The 18,123-nt window shown below is 57.7% G+C and carries 16 protein-coding genes; 9 read left to right on the top strand and 7 right to left on the bottom strand.

All coding sequences use genetic code 11. The features are described 5' to 3' along the window. Nucleotides 1–94: 94 nt before the first annotated feature. Both FEM03_RS21650 and FEM03_RS21645 read left to right on the top strand, forming a co-directional pair. On the top strand, nucleotides 95–865 hold the full coding sequence (locus tag FEM03_RS21650; protein WP_138088404.1) for an SH3 domain-containing protein: 771 nt from the start codon (nucleotides 95–97) through the stop codon (nucleotides 863–865). Nucleotides 866–895: 30 nt separating this feature from the next. Beyond that, entirely contained in the window at nucleotides 896–1,702 is an 807-nt protein-coding gene (locus tag FEM03_RS21645) for a hypothetical protein (protein WP_138088403.1), read from the top strand. Nucleotides 1,703–2,136: 434 nt separating this feature from the next. Here the strand turns inward: FEM03_RS21645 and FEM03_RS21640 are convergent, their stop codons facing one another. The 4 genes from FEM03_RS21640 to FEM03_RS21625 all read right to left on the bottom strand — a co-directional run bounded on the left by FEM03_RS21640 (nucleotide 2,137) and on the right by FEM03_RS21625 (nucleotide 6,131). Beyond that, nucleotides 2,137–2,355 (bottom strand): hypothetical protein, encoded by a 219-nt coding sequence (locus FEM03_RS21640; protein ID WP_138088402.1) that lies wholly within the window; start codon nucleotides 2,353–2,355, stop codon nucleotides 2,137–2,139. After that, the gene (locus tag FEM03_RS21635; protein WP_138088401.1) at nucleotides 2,352–2,909 is read right to left on the bottom strand and encodes a cob(I)yrinic acid a,c-diamide adenosyltransferase; all 558 of its coding nucleotides are present in this window, start codon (nucleotides 2,907–2,909) and stop codon (nucleotides 2,352–2,354) included. The genes FEM03_RS21640 and FEM03_RS21635 overlap by 4 nt, the downstream gene beginning before the upstream one ends. 83 nt (nucleotides 2,910–2,992) lie before the next feature. After that, nucleotides 2,993–3,817, bottom strand: coding sequence for a hypothetical protein (locus FEM03_RS21630; RefSeq protein WP_138088400.1), 825 nt, complete (start codon nucleotides 3,815–3,817; stop codon nucleotides 2,993–2,995). Between the two features lie 82 nt (nucleotides 3,818–3,899). After that, nucleotides 3,900–6,131, bottom strand: coding sequence for an adenylate/guanylate cyclase domain-containing protein (locus FEM03_RS21625; protein ID WP_138088399.1), 2,232 nt, complete (start codon nucleotides 6,129–6,131; stop codon nucleotides 3,900–3,902). A gap of 222 nt (nucleotides 6,132–6,353) precedes the next feature. Here FEM03_RS21625 and FEM03_RS21620 point away from each other — a divergent pair, with 222 nt between their 5' ends. Beyond that, nucleotides 6,354–7,325 (top strand): porin family protein, encoded by a 972-nt coding sequence (locus FEM03_RS21620; protein ID WP_166443054.1) that lies wholly within the window; start codon nucleotides 6,354–6,356, stop codon nucleotides 7,323–7,325. A 20-nt stretch (nucleotides 7,326–7,345) separates the two neighbouring features. Beyond that, nucleotides 7,346–9,544: a FecR domain-containing protein gene (locus FEM03_RS21615; protein WP_138088397.1), complete on the top strand. Its 2,199-nt coding sequence runs from the start codon at nucleotides 7,346–7,348 to the stop codon at nucleotides 9,542–9,544. Nucleotides 9,545–9,615: 71 nt separating this feature from the next. On the opposite strand, the gene FEM03_RS21610 is transcribed toward FEM03_RS21615, so the two are convergent. After that, a complete protein-coding gene (locus tag FEM03_RS21610) occupies nucleotides 9,616–10,404 on the bottom strand; it encodes an ice-binding family protein (protein ID WP_206171104.1) in 789 nt (262 codons plus the stop codon). A gap of 476 nt (nucleotides 10,405–10,880) precedes the next feature. Here FEM03_RS21610 and FEM03_RS21605 point away from each other — a divergent pair, with 476 nt between their 5' ends. After that, entirely contained in the window at nucleotides 10,881–11,966 is a 1,086-nt protein-coding gene (locus FEM03_RS21605; RefSeq protein ID WP_138088396.1) for a sugar kinase, read from the top strand. A 142-nt stretch (nucleotides 11,967–12,108) separates the two neighbouring features. On the opposite strand, the gene FEM03_RS21600 is transcribed toward FEM03_RS21605, so the two are convergent. Continuing rightward, on the bottom strand, nucleotides 12,109–12,789 hold the full coding sequence (locus FEM03_RS21600; RefSeq protein WP_138088395.1) for a hypothetical protein: 681 nt from the start codon (nucleotides 12,787–12,789) through the stop codon (nucleotides 12,109–12,111). A gap of 146 nt (nucleotides 12,790–12,935) precedes the next feature. Between FEM03_RS21600 and FEM03_RS21595 the strand changes: the two genes are divergently transcribed. The 4 genes from FEM03_RS21595 to FEM03_RS21580 all read left to right on the top strand — a co-directional run bounded on the left by FEM03_RS21595 (nucleotide 12,936) and on the right by FEM03_RS21580 (nucleotide 17,058). Then, the gene (locus tag FEM03_RS21595; RefSeq protein ID WP_138088394.1) at nucleotides 12,936–13,706 is read left to right on the top strand and encodes an SDR family oxidoreductase; all 771 of its coding nucleotides are present in this window, start codon (nucleotides 12,936–12,938) and stop codon (nucleotides 13,704–13,706) included. Between the two features lie 101 nt (nucleotides 13,707–13,807). Then, complete coding sequence (queA, locus tag FEM03_RS21590) at nucleotides 13,808–14,782, top strand: tRNA preQ1(34) S-adenosylmethionine ribosyltransferase-isomerase QueA (RefSeq protein WP_138088393.1); 975 nt, start codon at nucleotides 13,808–13,810, stop codon at nucleotides 14,780–14,782. Between the two features lie 93 nt (nucleotides 14,783–14,875). Then, a complete protein-coding gene (locus FEM03_RS21585) occupies nucleotides 14,876–16,069 on the top strand; it encodes an ATP-binding protein (RefSeq protein WP_138088392.1) in 1,194 nt (397 codons plus the stop codon). Next, the gene (locus tag FEM03_RS21580) at nucleotides 16,066–17,058 is read left to right on the top strand and encodes a ParA family protein (protein ID WP_138088391.1); all 993 of its coding nucleotides are present in this window, start codon (nucleotides 16,066–16,068) and stop codon (nucleotides 17,056–17,058) included. The genes FEM03_RS21585 and FEM03_RS21580 overlap by 4 nt, the downstream gene beginning before the upstream one ends. Nucleotides 17,059–17,094: 36 nt before the next feature. Here FEM03_RS21580 and FEM03_RS21575 read toward each other — a convergent pair whose 3' ends face one another. Further along, nucleotides 17,095–18,039 (bottom strand): TerB family tellurite resistance protein, encoded by a 945-nt coding sequence (locus FEM03_RS21575; protein ID WP_138088390.1) that lies wholly within the window; start codon nucleotides 18,037–18,039, stop codon nucleotides 17,095–17,097. Between the last annotated feature and the right edge of the window lie 84 nt (nucleotides 18,040–18,123).

Raw genomic sequence — 18,123 nt, 5'->3', positions numbered from 1 at the left:
ATATGCCCGCCCGTGAATCCTAAGGCCTTCAAACCCGCAAGTCGAAAGTCCAGCTTGCAGTTGCGCCATCGATCCCCCAAACCATATTTGCCGCATGAACGCAACACTGGCCATTTGGTTGATTCTCCTCGCCACCTTCATCTCGCATTGCTCCGCACACGCTCAGGATCAAGCCCCATCCCTTCCTCCGCCTATCCGTGCCGATCTCAGCGGCAACGGCCAACCGCAGTCCTACCAACTCAAATCTTCACCTGATCAATCGCAAACCCTGCTGACCACAGGTAAAGACTCCATCCCGCTCGACCAAACATTTACGGATTCCCAGTCCCACGAAATCACCCTGACTTCCCACCGCGTTTCGGGTGAAAACCCGCGCGAAGTCCTTGTGGTTTCCGCCGTTCAGGAAGGCGACTTCACCTCCAGCGTTCTCTTTGCCCAAATTGACGGCAAACTCACCAAAATCGGTTTCATCGAAGCGCACGGGGAACTTCTCATTCCAGGCAACGGCACCCTCATCTCCAAAAACTGGATGGGTTTCTGGAACAAAACTGAAAAACATGTCTTCACCCAAGACCTTCAACTCACTCACATCCCCCAGGAGTTCTACACCATTGACGTCCAGGGCACCGTCATCAAAACCTTCCCCGTCTACCAGACACGCAACGCCAAAAAGATCCTCGCCAACACCCGTCAGGGATCGCAGTTCAAAATTCTTTTATGGGACCCCGCCTCGCGCACCAGCGAACGCGAACATGTCAGCTTCGACAATGAATGGTATCTCATCCAAACCGAAAGCGGCTTCACCGGTTGGGTCCAGGGCCGACACCTTCAAAGTGAATTCGCCACCCTCCCATGGGCCGGTTGAGGCATCTATCGATCCAATCGCTACGCTTTCATGCGACTCGTCCCCAAACCCGGCCTCCATCGCTGGCATCACCAGCTGCTTCTCGGCCTCCTGGTCATCCTCGTCACGCAATCCGTCGGAGCCATGTCCATCGGGTTTCTCGGCGGCTTCGGTTATCTCATCACCGGTGTCGTCGGAGGCGTCTGTATGCTCTGGTCCACCGGAGCCCTCGAACGCCACGGCGCACCCATGTTCCTCCTCGGCCTCGGCTGTCTGGGTGCCGCCTTTGTCACTGGACAAGGCATGCGCCATCAGCGATCCGCCCTCTTCGGCGAACACCTGCACCACGTTTCCATCCACCAAGTTCAGCATCATCCCGACGCGGAGTTTGCCGAACTCACCGACGTCATCATCCACACCCAATACGCTTCCATGCACTCGTTCACGACCCGCACCCGGCAAGGCGGCACCATCCATCATAACTCGATCATTGCCCCTCTTGCTGAATCCCGTTGGACCCGTGACCAACCCGTCCCCGCCTGGGTTGTCCACGGCGACCTCATCGCCCCGTCCAGCTGGCAGCAACCTCTCAACCACGGAACCATCATTCGCCCCACTCGTGAAAACCCCCGCCCATCCGAAGGTGCCATCCTCAAAGCCGAATCCCGCCACCAACTTCAAAGTGCTCCCCGTGCGCCGGTCATCGTCTGGGGCAAACGCCCAAGCCAGCTCGCCCGTCAACAATTCACCTATGCCACCTGGGTTGTCGGCCTGTTCGGTTTCGCCTGGTTGTGGTGTGCGCTGGCCGACCTCGTCAAATCCCTCCTTCCCGCAAAACAAAAACGGACCGCCCAATAACAAACGACTCCCTGGATATGCGGACGGGGTGCGCTGATATTGCTTTTTATGTCCCAACGGGACAATTCATATTAGCCCGGCACAGGGTGCCGGGTAAGGGAGTCATTAGGGTGAGCGTCCTGAATGGACGGCTCATGCGCACACGGGTCGGCACACGCACTCCGCATGAAGCGTCCATGCAGGACGCTACCCGATCCTCGACCGCAACCCGGCACCCTGTGCCGGGCTTTTATGAGTCGTCCCGTTGGGACGGAGATCCTCGCCGGATGGATCATTGATCGATGCCTCCATGCCATGCTCATTCGTGAAACTGGCAATTTTTATGGGTTGGTTGGTGGGCTACGCCAGCTCATTAGGTGATCAAAGATTCCCTTTGTGCGGCTAAATCACAAAACTCGATGCCGCGCAGACGCAGAGTGAGGATGACGATAAACCTACCGCCGCAAATAGTCATCCGGTCGATCATGGACCTTCCAGGCCAGTGGCTTGATGAAGTCCACCCCACCCGACTCATACCCTAGCCGTTCCTCATCGTTCAACTTCACTGCCACCGTAAACACCGCCGTTGTCCCGCACTCCACCTCCAGCAACAGCTCTCCGTCGCTCTTTTCTCCAAGCATGAACAACCCCAGTTCCTGCGCCAGCACCTTCACGATGATTCCTCTCCCCCGCCTTTCTCCTCCATCCGCGCCAGCAACCACAGCACATCGGACAGGCGATTCAAATACTTCACGATCTCACCGTTCGGCACCGCCTCTTCCGTTCCCTCAAGCCCCACCACCGCCCGCTCGGCGCGACGACACACCGTGCGCGCCAAGTCCGCGTAAGCCCCCGACATCACCCCCGCCGCCCCCGGCAGCGCCCAACCCTTGATCTTCAGCGCTCCCATCGCCTCCAGTTCGGCCACCAAGTCGTCCAGATGCTTCACCATGTCCGCATTCACACTCCCGCCGAAGCGTTCCTCATACCGGTGTTCCGATCCCACCGGCGTCGCCAGTTCGCCCATCAAGGTAATCAACGTCTCCTGAAACTTTGGCACCTCACGCTGACTCATCTCAAATTTCGCCGACACCCGCAACAACCCCAGTGCTGCATTCAACTCATCGACCGCCCCCACCACTTCGATACGCGGATAATCCTTCTTCACCCGGCAGCCAAACAGCAAATCCGTCTCCCCTTCATCGCCTTTTCGAGTGCTTATTGACATAATTTTTATCCATTTAATCCAGATACAAAAACGCCGGTGAAGGCCCGTTCAAACACCGACCATTCACCGGCATGGATTTCAAATTACTTCAGCTTGATTGAGATTATTTCTTTCTCCTCAACCTTGATGCCTTCAACCCCACGGAACTGCTCCGCCAGCTTTTTCGGATCTGGCTCCGACTGCTCTTCCATCATCGCCGCGAACTTTTTGAAGCTCTCCGGGTTGTCAAAAAGTTTGTCCACCTGCATGTCCATGATGGTCACCGTATCGCCGTCCAGATGCGCCGCATCCGTGCTGGCAATCCCTGAAGCCGCCTTCACCGCAAACGACATGCGCATGCCCGCGAACATCGGTTTCATCATCGCCATCTGCGCCGGATCAATCTCCTGCGCCTTCTTCAATTGCTCCTCATCCAGCTTCTCAATGGTCTCACCCGTCTTGCCTTGAGGAATGTTGATGGTCAGTTCGCCGCCAGAAAACCCAAAAGTCACCGGCTCTTGCTCCACCCCCTCCTTCTCGGCCTCCTCCTTGCCCGGATGATATTTTACTTTGGTGATGTCAGCAAAATCATAAGTCACTTTCGCCCCGCCCCGGCCATCCGGCAGGGTCACTTCATCCACGCTCTTCACCGTCACCCCTTCGCCATACTTTAAGGCATTCTCATCCGCCTTCTTTTTATCAGGCACCAGACCGCTCAACGCCGCCGCAGGATTCCCCGCCGCACCCGCGCCATCCCCCGCACCCGGCGGCATCGAAGCCACCATCGCCTTCAACTGAGCACTCAACAGCACTGTTTCTTCAATCGTGCCGCTGCCATCTTTGTTCACCGTGATCAGCGAACCGAGTTCCACACAGCTTGAAAGCGAAAAAACGCTAGCAAGCGCCACCAGGAAGGAGAAAATTTTCATGCGAATCAAGCATCCCAGCCCACGCCCCACAAAACAAGCAGGAAAGCGTGAAAATTGCGTGAAGGCTCCATGCGATTCCGCCCTACTTCTTCGTCATCACAAAAACCCCATCCCACTTCTCCGGCGGCGATGCCATCAGCGCCTCGCACCGCGAAATATAAGTCGACGTCAACACATCATCCAGGCCCGCCTCACGCGCCTTTCCAAACCATTCCAGCGCCTCAACAAACTTCCCTTCTCGATAACTCACGATCCCCTTTTCATAATCCTTCAATCCCGGCGGCCTCGCTGTCACCATCGGACCGATCACCGTAAAAACCTCCACCGGCAATACCTTGCCTTTCACCCTCACGAGGTCCGCCGAACGACACAAATACTCGTCCTTCACCAACTCCCATACCGTCCCGCTGATCACCAGATCCACCCCATATTCCTTGGTCACCCCCTCCAGCCGCGAGGCCAGATTCACGCTGTCGCCGATCACCGTCAAATCCATCTTCTCATACGGAGCTGCGGATCCAATGTTGCCCACCACCACATTGCCCTGGTGAATCCCCATCCCAATCTTGAACTCCGCAATGCCCCGCTTCCGCCATTGCTCATTCAACCTCGTCAACGCCGCCCGCATCGCCAACGCTGACTCCACCGACTGACGCGCATCCTCCCTGCGACCTCCCTCGGCCTGCAACAACCGGGTGCTTCCCCACAACGCCATCACCGCGTCCCCAATGAACTTGTCCACCAACCCACGATGCCGAATCACCTGCTCCACCATGCTGCTGAGATACTCGTTCAACTGCTTCACCATGTCCGCCGGACTCATCTCCTCCGCCATGCTGGTAAACCCCCGCACGTCAGAAAACAACACCGTCACCGTCCGCTCCGCACCACCGAGCATCGTGTAGAGACCTTCCCTGTCCGACATCATCTCCTTCACAAACTCTGGCGACGTGTATCGCTCCAGAAACCTTCGTAACTTCTTCTTCTCGCGCATCTGTGTCAGGTAATTTCCCGACAACCCTGCCAGACCGCAAAGGTTCAGCGCCAACCCACCCGGCAGCGGACTCACTTCCATCGACAACCCATCAAACGCCCACCACGCCCCCACCAGCAGCGCCACGCTCACCCCCCACAACACCAGCAAACACACCACCGGCTGCCTGATCAATGTCACCAAAGCCCACGAGAGCAACATCCCCATCCCAACGCCCGCCAATGGCCACCAACGCGGAGCCTCCTTCAAAAAATTCCGATCCATCACCGCCGCCAGTGCATGCGCATGCAACTGCACCCCCGCCATCCTTCCCACCGGCGTGGAATGAAAATCCTGCATCACCGACGCCGTCGCCCCGACAAACACCACCTTGTCACGAAATGCCTCACCCGATCCAAAATTCGACTCCCACAAACTCTCCACAAACACTTCGTGAATGGACACCGGCGGATAGGCCCCCGCATCGGCAAACCGAAACCGCGGCTCCCTCAACTCCAGTTCCGCACCCCCGGCACCGACCTTGTTTGCCACCCACATCGCCACCGAAGGAATCCCATCCTGCGGATTCACCCTTGCCATCTCCACCTCAAGCTCGTCACCGACCTTCTCCGCCTCCTCCACCGACATGCCGCCATAATCTCCCACTGCTCCCAAATAATCCTTCAACTCCGCTTCCTCCAACGTCGCCAGCAACGACACCTTCCGCACCACCTCCCCTTCGGCCCAAAAATTCAGATGGACCGGCCCATCCCAGCGGCCCTCACCACTTTCCCAGATCGACTCCGGCGGCCCCGTCAGCCTGATCCTGCTTCCTGCCGACAATGACGCCGACGATCCCTCAAAATTCATTCCCAACACCACCTTCCCCGCATGTTTCTGCAACACCTCCCGCAACCGCTCATCCTCAGCCGGGTCCAGCGATGGCCCCTTAAATGTCACATCCAAAAACACCACCTTCACCCCTGCCGCAAACATCCGCTCCAGCAACTCCGCCCATACCACCCTCGACCACGGCCACGGTCTCTGCATCGCCTTCAACGCCACCGACTCCTCAATCTCCTCCGGCCACAGCCCGTCCAGTTTAAAACTCGCATCATCAATCCCCAAGATCACCACATCCTCACGCTCCACCGCCTTCACCCCCCGTCGATGAAACTCGTCCAAAAATTGACGATCCATCCACGCCAGCCAGCCCCGGTCACCAAACCATCCATAGCCGAGAGCCAGCAACAGCCCCACCCCAAAAATCACCGGCAAAACCACCGTCTGACTGACCGAGTCAGACAAGCCCGTCCCGTTTGCCAAAGATTTACGTGCCATGGTAAAAAAATTCCTATACCCCCTATCACAAAATTTGATGCAAAAAAGTAGCAGACAATTCCGTTGATCGGGACTAATTCAACCGATCGTAGGAGAATCCATTAAGGCCTCTTAACCCTTCCCCGGGCCATGCGGCACCAATGCCTTTCTCGTCGGCTCCGTTTTCATCGTCAGAATCAAAGACGTCCAAGCATTCGCGACGCACCATCACCCGCCAAATCCATGACACCGAAAATCTGGTTCCCACTCACCCACCTCTTCGCCCTCGCAGTCACGCTGGCACCCGGCCTCCTTCCCGCCCAAACGTTTTTGGATCCCTCCCGCGCGGCCAGCAACACCTCTTCAACTGTCGCACCCCAAGTTCGGGAATCCAGCACCGAACCCCTCGCCGAACTCGAAGAAGACAACACCTTTGCCCCCATCTCGCCCGGCGACAACGACATCGGTCAGCAGCTCATCCTCAAACGCCAGGAAAAAGCCCGCTCCTTCAGCGCCTGGGTCGACAGCAGCATGTTTTGGACCGATAACGCCGCCAACGTCGACATCGGCAAATTCGACGACTGGTTCTACAACGGTGGCGTCAACCTTGCTTGGCAAAAACGCCTCCACAGCCGCTTCTACGCCGACGCCTACATTGGCCAGCACTGGTATCTCTACGATGAATTCGACGTCCTCGACTACCAGGTCGGCGACGCCACCCTCGGCACCCTCATCATCCTGCCCGAACTGGCCAACACCATCCTGCACGCCCACTATCAATACCAGCGCATCACTCAAAACATCGACGACGACGCCATCTACGAAACCCACAACCTCCGCATCGGCGCCCAAAAAACTTTCCTCATCGACCGCCTCAACAGCTTCAATACCAACATCCTCGCCGTCTTCGCCCTCGACACCGATCCCGACCTTCTCCAACGCCACGAATACGCCGCACAAGCCGCCTACAGCTTCAAAATCACACGCCGCCTCATCTTCACCCTCGCCGGACGCGTCGCCTACTACGACTACTTCAACCTCGATGGCCGTCAGGACTGGTTCCAAACCTACAGCGCCTCCCTCACCTGGCGGCCCAAGGAATACCTCGAACTCAGCGCCCACTACAACTACGCCATCAACCGCAGCAGCCGCGATGTCTTCGACTACGAAACCCAAATCGCCGGCCCCTCCATCGCCCTGAAATTCCGCTTCTAACCGACCGACCCGTCACCGCCATGAAACCAACCGGCATCCTCCCCATTCTCGCTCTCGCCATTGTCGCATCGACCCTCCCTCTCGGAGCCGCCGACTACGACACCGCAGAAATCACCCGTCTTCACAACAAGGTCAGCGTCGTCAAATCCGACGACGTCGTCCGCAACGCCAACGTCGGCGAGACCATCGACCGCATCAGTTCCGTCACCACCGGCGAAGCCTCCCGCGCCGAACTCCGATTCCCCGACAAATCCCTCACCCGGCTCGGTGCCAACTCCCGCTTCACCCTCCGCGCCGGAGCCCGCACCATCGACCTCGACCAGGGCGTCATGCTGCTCCAGGTCCCCAAAAAAATCGGCGGAGCCAAAGTTCGCACCGCCGCCGTCACCGCCGCCGTCACCGGCACCACGGTTCTCTTCGAATACCTCCCCGACGGCTTCATCAAACTCATCGTCATTGAGGGCGAGGTCGACCTCTTTTTCAATAACGACCCCTCCAAGTTCCGCACCGTCAAAGCCGGCGAAATGATCGTCATGCAGACCGACAGCGACACCATCCCTGAACCCGTCGACATCGATCTCGCCCGCCTCCTCAAAACCTCCAAACTCATCAGCGGCGACGAAGAATGGATGCCCAACCACCAGCAAGTTGCCGACGCCGTCAAAGACCAGCAAAAGAAACTCAAAAACGGCGAACTCGCAGGGACCCGACTCTACCTTCCTGGTCGCGGCACTCAGATCGCCATCGAAAGCAACACCTACATTGATGTCCTCAAGTCCGTCCCAACCCTCCCACCAGGCACCGAGCCTGACACCCCAAATACCCCTCCCGAACCCACCGTCCCCGGCGGCGGCACCCCAGGCGATGAGATCCCCGGCGGAGGCGGCAGTTCCGTCGGCCTGATCACCGGCACCAGCGTCCTCAACAGCAGCGCCAACATCCGCACCAACCCCCAAATCACCGCCTTCAACAGCATCACCGGCAACGCGCTGGTTTCCCAGGGCACCACCTACAACGGCGAACAACCCTTCCCCAACTTCGCCTTCGACACCGCCACCCCGCTCGACCTCAACCCCGCCGACCCGCGCGTCGACACCTACCTCTCCAGCAAACCTTGGGCAGTCTTCAAATTCGAAGACCTCATCATCAATGGCAGCCCCAACTTCGAAATCGTCGAAACTCCCAACGTCATTCTTTCCGCCGTCGGCGACGTCTCCGTCAACAATGATTCCTTCATCGGCGACGGCAGGGATGCCGAAGAATACGGTCTGCAACTCTACTATTCAGACCTCCAAAATCTGACCCTCTACAGTCAGAACGGCAACGTCAACATCGGCCCCGAAACCTTCATCAACTTTGAAGGCACAACCAGCCTCGCCCTCATCGCCGCCAGCCCCACCTCCGACATTAACATCAACGCCGACATCTATCTCGGCCCCGGTGAAGGTGAAAGTGAAAGCGAGGGCAGCAGTTTCAGGGTCGCCGACGACGAATTTGGGTCCGCCAACCTCCTCCTCAGCGCCGGACGCGACATCAACATCAATACGCCGGACTCCGAATACTACTACTCCCCGTGGATTCGCGCCGACAACATCGACGCCCAGGCAGGACGCGACATCAATGTTGACGCCGACGTCGGATCTCGTGGAAACCTCCGACTCACCGCCCGCCGTAACATCAACATTTCCAGCTCCGGTGTCCTGCGCGCTTTTGCGGAAAACCCCGATGCTCTGCTTAAACTTGAAACCCTCGAGGGCGACATCACCATCAACGGCGGATACGAATCCACCAGCATCGACACCAATACCGCCGCCGAACTCATCGCCCAACAAGGCAGCATCAACATCAATAACTCCAGCATCTACTCCGACTCCCTTAAAGTCCAGGTTCTCGGCACCAATGGCTGGATCAACATTGGCAACAGTCACCTCAATGCCGAACAAGTCATGAAACTCTACGCCGAAGGCAGCAACGGCGGCGTCTCATTCTCAGGAAACGTCAGCCTCGACAGCGCCAAAATCGACATCGCCGGCAAAACCGTTCGCATCGAGCAATTCGGCGAGGTCTATCTCGTCCGCGGCCCCAATGGTGTCACCGTCTTCACCGACGATGCCCAGTTCCGTTCCTCGACCCGCGAAAACGGCCTCGGCACCTTCACCTCCGGTCCAAACGGCGCCCCCGTTGACGTCAGTGAACGCCGCTTCAACGAGCGCAATTAACTCCTTAACCGTTAGCCGGAGGTAGAACCCCCTGCTGACCAATCCAACGCAATCCTTGCAGAATTGACCCCTCAACTGCCCATGCTGTGGCGTGAGCGGAACATGCCAAAATAGATCAACGCCCCACCCACCAGCAGCGCGGAAGATGGCTCAGGCACCGCATTGATGAAATTCGTATCCATCGTCACCGCCCCGTTCAACGCAATAGCCCGTCCATAATCGATGTCGGCCCCCGTCGTTAGCGTAATGCTCGTCAACGCCAGAATCGTCCCCGCAAACTGCGTTCCGGTCCCCAACGTCGCCGACGAACCCACATTAAAGAAGAACTGGCTCGCATCCGCCCCGTTGATTCCCGTGATCGATGCATTGGACGCCGTTGTCAGGGTCGAGCCAATCTGAAAGATATACTCACCCACTCCATCCAAGGTCAGATTCCCCGTCAACTGCGCCGAAGTATCAAAATGATAAACCCCTGGAGTTAGAGTCAAGCCACCCAGATTCTGCCCCGTCAAATCCGTAGTGAACGCCATGGCGGCAATCGCATCGAATGCGTCTTCAGCATCCTCCTGCGCCTGCAAGGCCTCCGCCCCCGCAGAGTAGATTGATCCATTCACCACTCCGGGCCCCCCATCCACAGCAAAAAAACCCGTCAAGGCTGTTCCAGGACTCACCCCGAGATCACCATTCAAAACCGACGCCCCCGTGTTGGTCACCGTCGTCGCCCCCAGCACGGCGAAATTTTCCGCCGTCCCCAAAGACACCGTTTGCGACTTCAGATCAAGACTTAACCCCGCACCCAACATACCAATCACCAACCAGCTCCAGCCCAACGTATTGCCAGCCAACCTGTTTGTTTTCATAAATAAATAAAATAACCCTCGTTTGAGATTAACTGCCCTAACTTCGAACCAGCTTAAAAATCTGTTCTTAGCCAATCGCCCGCACTTCACTCAACTCAACTACCCCAACTTATCCTTATTGTAAGTGTTCCCTACATTTCATCTGGTCCTTACTTCGATTGTTTCTGTTATCGAGTAAGTGGCCCTACTTCTTTGTCTAACTTACAGAAATACGCTTAATTCGCCCACCAATATTTCTGCAATCACCCCTCCGGGACAACGGCGGGGCATCAAAACGCAAAATGCGCACAATCCAGTTCGGCAAACAGCTCCTCATACCCCCCTTGTCATGTTCAAAAACCCCCTCTCAAAATAGGAGAAGCGACATTCCTGTCCCACTCATGCCACCATTATTCACCTTCGCTCGCTTGCCCGCCCGCGACCAAAATCCCCCTTGTCCCTTGCCACCCGCCCTGAACTGGGTTTGTTCCCCTCCCATGTCTTCCACCGCAACCTCACCGTCCCTCGATCTGCTCGCCCTCGGCGAAGTCCTTTTACGCCTCGATCCCGGTGAATCCCGCATCCGCACCTCCCGTCGCTTCAGCGCCTGGGAAGGTGGCGGCGAATACAACGTCGCCCGCGGACTGCGCCGCTGCTTCGGACTGCGCACCGGCGTCCTCACCGCCTTTGCCGACAACGAAATCGGTCGACTTCTCGAAGACCTCATTCTCCAGGGCGGCGTCGACACCACCCACATCAAATGGGTTCCCTACGACGGCATCGGACGCGCCGTCCGCAACCCCATCAACTTCACCGAACGCGGCTTCGGCATCCGCGGCGCCAAAGGCTGCGTCGACCGCGGCCACTCCGCCGCCTCCCAGCTCAAACCCGGCGACTACGATTGGGACGCCCTCTTCGCCGACGGTGCCTGCAAATGGCTCCACACCGGCGGCATCTTTGCCGGCCTGTCCGAAACCACCGCCCAGCTCACCATCGAAGCCTGCGCCGCCGCCAAACGCCATGGCGTCACCGTCTCCTACGACCTCAACTACCGACCCTCCCTCTGGCAGGAACGCGGCGGATTCCCCGCCGCCCAAGCCCTCAACCACCGCCTCGCCCCGCATATCGACGTCATGTTCGGCGTCCTCACCGACAGCGAACCCGCCGCCCTTGCCGCCAACAACGATCCCACCGACATCTTCTCCGCCCAAGCCGATGCCTTATCCCAAGCCATCGAAACCATGCGTGCCCAATACCCCAACATCCACACCGTCGCCGCCACCCTGCGCCGCGTCCACACCGCCACCGTCAACGACTGGGGGGCCCTCGCCTACATCAACGGCACCTTCCTCCGCGCCCGTAACTACCCCAAACTCGACATCCTCGACCGCATCGGCGGCGGCGACGGATTCGTTGCCGGCCTCATCTACGGCTCCCTTACCAATCAATCCCCACAATTGACCCTCGACCTCGCCGCCGCCCATGGAGCCCTCGCCATGAGCACCCCCGGCGACACCAGCATGGCCACCCTTGCCGAAGTCCAAAAACTCGCCCAAGGCGGCGACGCCAAAGTCCAAAGGTAACGTGACACAGGCTTGCAGCCTGTGGGTGTGTCAGGCATTTTGCCTGTCAACCGAACGGCTCCACGCCCACCTCCCCACGATAAGTTGACTGAGCGCACAACCATCCACCCCACCCGCCTTCATCCTTTATCCTCCCCCCTTTTCACTTCACCACCTCCCCGTCCCCCATTGATGCCGCCACCCGGCCGCTATACAACTCCACCGCGCGCCGCGCCACAATATCCACAATCGCCGGCTGCAAGGTCCGCGTCGCCACGTTGTTCACCGCCATTGACGCCCACGTCAGCGGACTCTTGAAACTCAACACCTGCCAAACCGGCAACGCCCGTTTATACCATTTCCCCAAACTTTGCATCGTGCGGTGATTCACAAAGCCCCGCCCCCGCTCCCACACCCGAAGCGCCTTGTGCGCACTCACATCCACCAGCCGGCCAATCGTTCGCTGCTGCAAAAACTGCGTCACATCCGCCGCCGCCAGTTCCGTCGCCCGCGTGAAATGACTCAACCCCGGTGCCAGCAACGGCTCCGGCGACTCCGGATGATAGATCTCCGCAATCTCCCTCACCAAACGCGGAATCTCATCCAGCAACGGCAGCAACCACTCCGGATTCAACTCCCGACTCCACCTCAAACGATTCTTGCAAGCCCCAACCGCCGCCAGCGCCGCCAGATCTTTCTCTCCCGGCGCTCCCGCGAACACCTCCGAAGCCTTCACCACCCGCGCCCGCTTCAACTCGCCCAGAAACCTCAGCAAAAGCCACAACGACAGCGCACTCGCGCCCAACAAAATCCCCGCCAAAAACGTCAGCAGATAACCGATCATCCAATCCCAAACACTCCACCCATCCCCCCGACACCTCAACCACAAACATCACCGCCTCAATTTCCAGTTGAACCCCCCTCCATCCCCCGCTTGGATAGCCGTTCATCCGTTTTAGCCTTTCGCCCTTATCCTTTATCCTTTCCTATATGAGCTCCCTTTTCTCCCTCGCAGGCCGCACCGCCGTTGTCATTGGCGGCACCGGTGAACTTTGTGGCGCCATCGCCGAAGGCTTCGCCGAAGCCGGAGCCGAAGTGGTCATCGTCGGACGCGACCCCGCCAAAGCCGAACGTCGACTCGCCGCCATCACCGTCGCCGGAGGCAAAGGTTATTTTATCGCCGCCGACGCCTCCAGCAAACTTGCCATCCAGGGTGTCCTTGATGAAGTCCTCACCAAAAGCGGCAAATGCGACATCCTCATCAATGGTGCCGGAGTCAACTCCGCCACTCCATTTCTTGAAATCGAAGAAGACGAATACGACCGCATCATCAACATCAACACCAAAGCCGTCTTCCTCGCCTGCCAGGTCTTCGGCAAATATTTTGTCGAAAACCAAATCCCCGCCAGCATCATCAACCTCGGCTCCATGTCCGGATTGGTCCCCCTCAGCCGCGTCTTCACCTATTCGCTGAGCAAAGCCGCCGTCCACAACCTCTCCAAAAACCTCGCCCGCGAATGGGCCCCGCTCGGCATCCGCGTCAACACCCTCGTGCCCGGCTTCTTCCCTGCCGAGCAAAACAAAAAAGTCCTCGTTCCCGAGCGCATCGCCAAGATCCTCGGTCACACCCCAGCCGCCCGCTTCGGCGAAGCCAAAGAACTCATCGGCGCCGCCCTTCTTCTCGCCTCCAACGAAGCCAGCTCCTTCATCACCGGCCACGAAATGGTCGTCGACGGCGGCTACTCCTCCATGACCATTTAAGAAAAGGATAAGGGATAAAGGCGAAAGTCTAAAACAAGAGCCGCACCCACTTAGATCGGGCCCATCTTTCCCAGCCTTTATCCTTTATCCTTTAGCCTTTCATGCTCACTTCCGACTTCGACTACCACCTCCCCGAAGAACTCATCGCCAGTGAGCCCCTCCCCGATCGTGCCGCCTCGCGCATGCTCGTCGTCGACCGCGCCCGCCAAACCATCTCCCACCACCACTTCACCGACCTCCCCCAATTCATCCAACCCGGCGACCGACTCGTCCTCAACAACACCCGCGTCGTCCCCGCCCGCTTTTTCTCCAACGACGGCACCAAAGAACTTCTCCGCCTCGAAGCCATCACCCCCACCCACTGGCGCTGCATGGTCAAGCCCGGCCGCAAACTGCGCCTCAACGATACCATTCACATCGGCCCCTCCACCGGCACCGTCACCTTCATCCACGAGAACGGCGACCGCGACCTCACCTTCGACCACCCCATCGACGAAAACCAACACGGGCATCTCGCCCTCCCTCCCTACATGCACCGCGAGGATCGCGACGACGACAAACCCCGCTACCAAACCGTCTTCGCCCAACACGACGGATCCATCGCCGCTCCCACCGCCGGCCTCCACTTCACCCCTGAAATCCTCAGCCAAATCCCCCACTCGTTCGTCACCCTCCACGTTGGCGTCGGCACCTTCCAACCCGTCAAAGCCGAAAACGTGCAAGACCACCAAATGCACGCCGAGCACTACGCCCTGACCTCCGAATCCGCCGCCGAGATCAACGCCGCCAACCGCGTCATTGCTGTCGGCACCACCGCCACCCGCGTCCTCGAAAGCATCGCCGCCAAACACGGCAGCCTCATCCCCGACACCGGCAGCACCAACATCTTCATCTACCCGCCGTATCAATTCAAAGTCATCGACGCCCTCATCACCAACTTCCACCTCCCCAAATCCACCCTGTTGATGCTCGTCAGCGCCCTCGCCGGCAAAGACCTCATCCTCCGCGCCTACCAAGAAGCCATCCAACAAAAATACCGCTTCTACAGCTACGGCGACTGCATGTTGATCCTGTAAGTCATTAGCCAATTCCGCAGCGTGTCGCGGGACACAATGGATGCAATCATCCTATCATGTTCAACAAATCCCGCTATGGTGGACTTCAAGCACATGACATCCGAAGACCTAAGGCAATTGATTTCAAGCGGCGAGGCAGACCGTGTTGAGCTCACTCGAGCGGCCCAGGACAACGAGAAGTTTCGTGAAGCCATCTGCGCCTTTTCCAACGACATGGCAGGTCGGGGCCTCGCGGGTTATTTGGTTATCGGCATTGACGAGAACAACCCAGCTTATCGCCTGTCGGTATCCACCGAAATGCTTGAAAAACTGGTGGGCCTCCGATCCGATGGTGCCATCATGCCCCTCCCCGTTATGAATGTAAGCCGTGTGCCGCATCCAGGCGGAGACGGTGAAGTCATCGTGGTGGAAGTGCACCCAAATGATATGCCACCCGTGCGATACAAAGGACGCACCCACATTCGGATCGGCCCACGAAAGGGCGTGGCCAGCGAATCAGAAGAACGAGTTCTGATCGAACGTAGGACCGCAAATTTTCGGACGTTCGATGTTACACCTTGCCCAGAAGGTGATCTTGAACGCCTCGATACAGAAACATTTCGTCACACTTACCGCCCGCAAGCCATCGCGGCGGAAGTCATTGCAGAAAACCACAGGGACCTTCCTGAACAGCTTGCCGCGCTGCGCTTCTACAACCTCAAACGCAACTGCCCGACCAATGCTGGCATGCTGGTCTTCGCTTATGATCCCCTAGACCTCTTCCCCGGCGCAAAAGTGCAGTTCGTCCAATACGACGGCCCCGAACTTGCCGACACCGTGCTGGCAGAAAAAACCTTCACAGGTAGCCTCATCACACTCCTGTCTGAATTGGATAGCTTTCTCAAAGGCCGATTCACCCAACGACCTGTGGCGGTTTCAGAATTACGCGAACAAGCGGTCTTCGACTTCCCGCCCGAGGCAGTTCGCGAACTGCTCATGAATGCCGTGCTGCACAGGGATTATCAGTCGACCAGCCCGATTCGTTTTTACCAATTTAACGATCGCATCGAGATTCAGAACCCCGGTGGATTGTATGGAGACGCCTCCCCCGAGAATTTCCCTCGAGTCAATGCTTACCGAAATCCGATCATCGCCGAGGCTATGCACACCCTAGGGTATGTGAATCGCTTCGGGCGCGGCATCGCCCGTGCCCAACGTGCACTCAACGACAACCAAAGTCCGCCACCCAGTTTCGACTATCAATCCAGTCACTTCCTCGCCATTATTCCGAAGCACCTGCAGCGATGAAGACACTTGCCTTCTTCAACAACAAGGGCGGCGTAGGAAAAACCACGCTGCTCTATCACCTCGCGTGGATGTTGGCCGAAATGGGTAAACGTGTCCTTGTCGCGGACCTCGACCCTCAGGCGAACCTGACTTCGATGTTCCTCACCGAACCGGAACTCGAAAAATTGTGGGATCCAGACAACGCCCAGGATCAGAGCATCATGGCACCGCTTACCCCCATTATTCGCGGTCTCGGCGACATCGGCCCCACCCCCTTTCAACACATCTCCTCCAATATTCGCCTCATCCCTGGAGACCTGAACCTCTCCAACTTTGAATCGAACCTTTCTGAAGCTTGGGGCAAGTGTCTGGATCGACAGGAGCCCGCATTCCGCGTCACCAGTTCGCTGTATCGGATTATCCGCCAAGCGGCCGATAGTTTTGAAGCTGACCTTGTGCTCGTCGATGTGGGACCTAATTTCGGAGCCATCAATCGCGCTGCACTCATTTGTGCCGATGCCGTCGTAATCCCCCTGGCTCCCGACCTTTTCTCCATCCAAGGTCTTCGAAACCTCGGGCCAACGCTCACCACTTGGCGCAAAGACTGGCGAATTCGGCTCACACAAAATCCTGCACCCGATCTGCTCCTCCCCGAAGCGACAATGCAGCCATTGGGTTATGTCGTGATTCAGTTTGGGATCCGCGACAGCAAACCTGTTTGGGCCTATGAAAAGTGGGCCAGGAAAATACCTTCGACGTTTAGAGAAAAAGTTTTGAGCCTGCCCCCCAACTCCATCACTTCAACGGTTGACGACCCAAATTGCCTGGGCCTCTTAAAACATTACCGGAGCTTGATGCCAATGGCGATGGAAGCACGCAAACCGATCTTCAAGTTGAAACCCTCTGATGGAGCAATTGGTGCCCATTCTAAAAGTGCGAAGGACAGTGGCGAAGACTTTCGCGATCTTGCCGAGCAGATTCTTAATGCACTGGACAAGAGGCCCGAATAATCTGCTGAATCACTAGCAATCGCCACCAACGCCCCCTCAAACCTCCCCACCCCGCACCAGCGAAAAAATCTTCGACGGTGTCAACTCCCCGGCCTTTGCCTGAATGTCCGGCAGATACTTCCCGTGCAACTGCTCGGCTTGGTCCCTCATTGGCCCAAACATTCCCCTGATTGAAGCCACATCCAGCTTCCGCCCGCTCGCATAATAACTCTCCGCCACCTTGCCCAACGCATAAGTCGACGCAAAAGAAAATGCCGAACCCGTCAACTGATTGGCCACCTTCCCACCCATCTTGCCGCCCAGTTTTTTGCCGAATCCCTGCATCAATTTGCGCGCAAAACCCTCCATCACCTGCGATCCCATCCCAACCCCAATCGTCCCCAAAAACTCCTTGATGTGCGACTGGTCCAGCTCAAACCCATGGGTCTTGCCGATCCGATACACCATCTTCATCTGCATCGGAATAATCGCCATCGTCGCCAACGTCTCCGGCAACAACTCCAGCGCCCCATTTAGAATCGCATACTTCAAAATCATCCCGCCATTCTCCGGCCCGGCAGCCGCAACCGGCAACGGAGGCGGCACCACACTCACCGGAGCCAGCGCCACCTCGTCCACTTCCTTCTCGACCGCCCCCGCATCTTCCGTCTTCAACGCCAGCAGTCCCTTCAACTCGTCCAAAAACTCCCTCTCGCTCGCATTTACCTCACCGTCCGACTCACAAACCGCCAGCGCCATCTCATAAGCCAGCAACTTGTCCTGCGACGATTCCAATCCCGCAGCCACCTCCTGCAACGACAGCTTCCGCATCAGGATCTTTCGCGACAAGATGCCAAGATTCTCCGATCCGAAATCCACTGCCGCTCGACGCACTTCCTCCCGCTCCACTTCCGATTTCTCCCCGTCCGCAAACGCGGCAAACAAACAGATGGCCAGCAAGGAATCTTGAACCGCCGATGAGGTCTCTTCAGGAATGTGCATGAAAAATTCCTAGCCGACAAATTCTCCTCACGCAACTCATCGTCGATGGATGTTGGTGCAATCAGACGTCTCATAAAATGCCCC

This window comes from Phragmitibacter flavus (assembly GCF_005780165.1).
Classification (GTDB): Bacteria; Verrucomicrobiota; Verrucomicrobiia; order Verrucomicrobiales; family Verrucomicrobiaceae; genus Phragmitibacter; species Phragmitibacter flavus.
The sequence above is the reverse complement of the archived record's forward strand: the minus strand, read 5'-3'. Positions and strand labels throughout refer to the sequence as shown.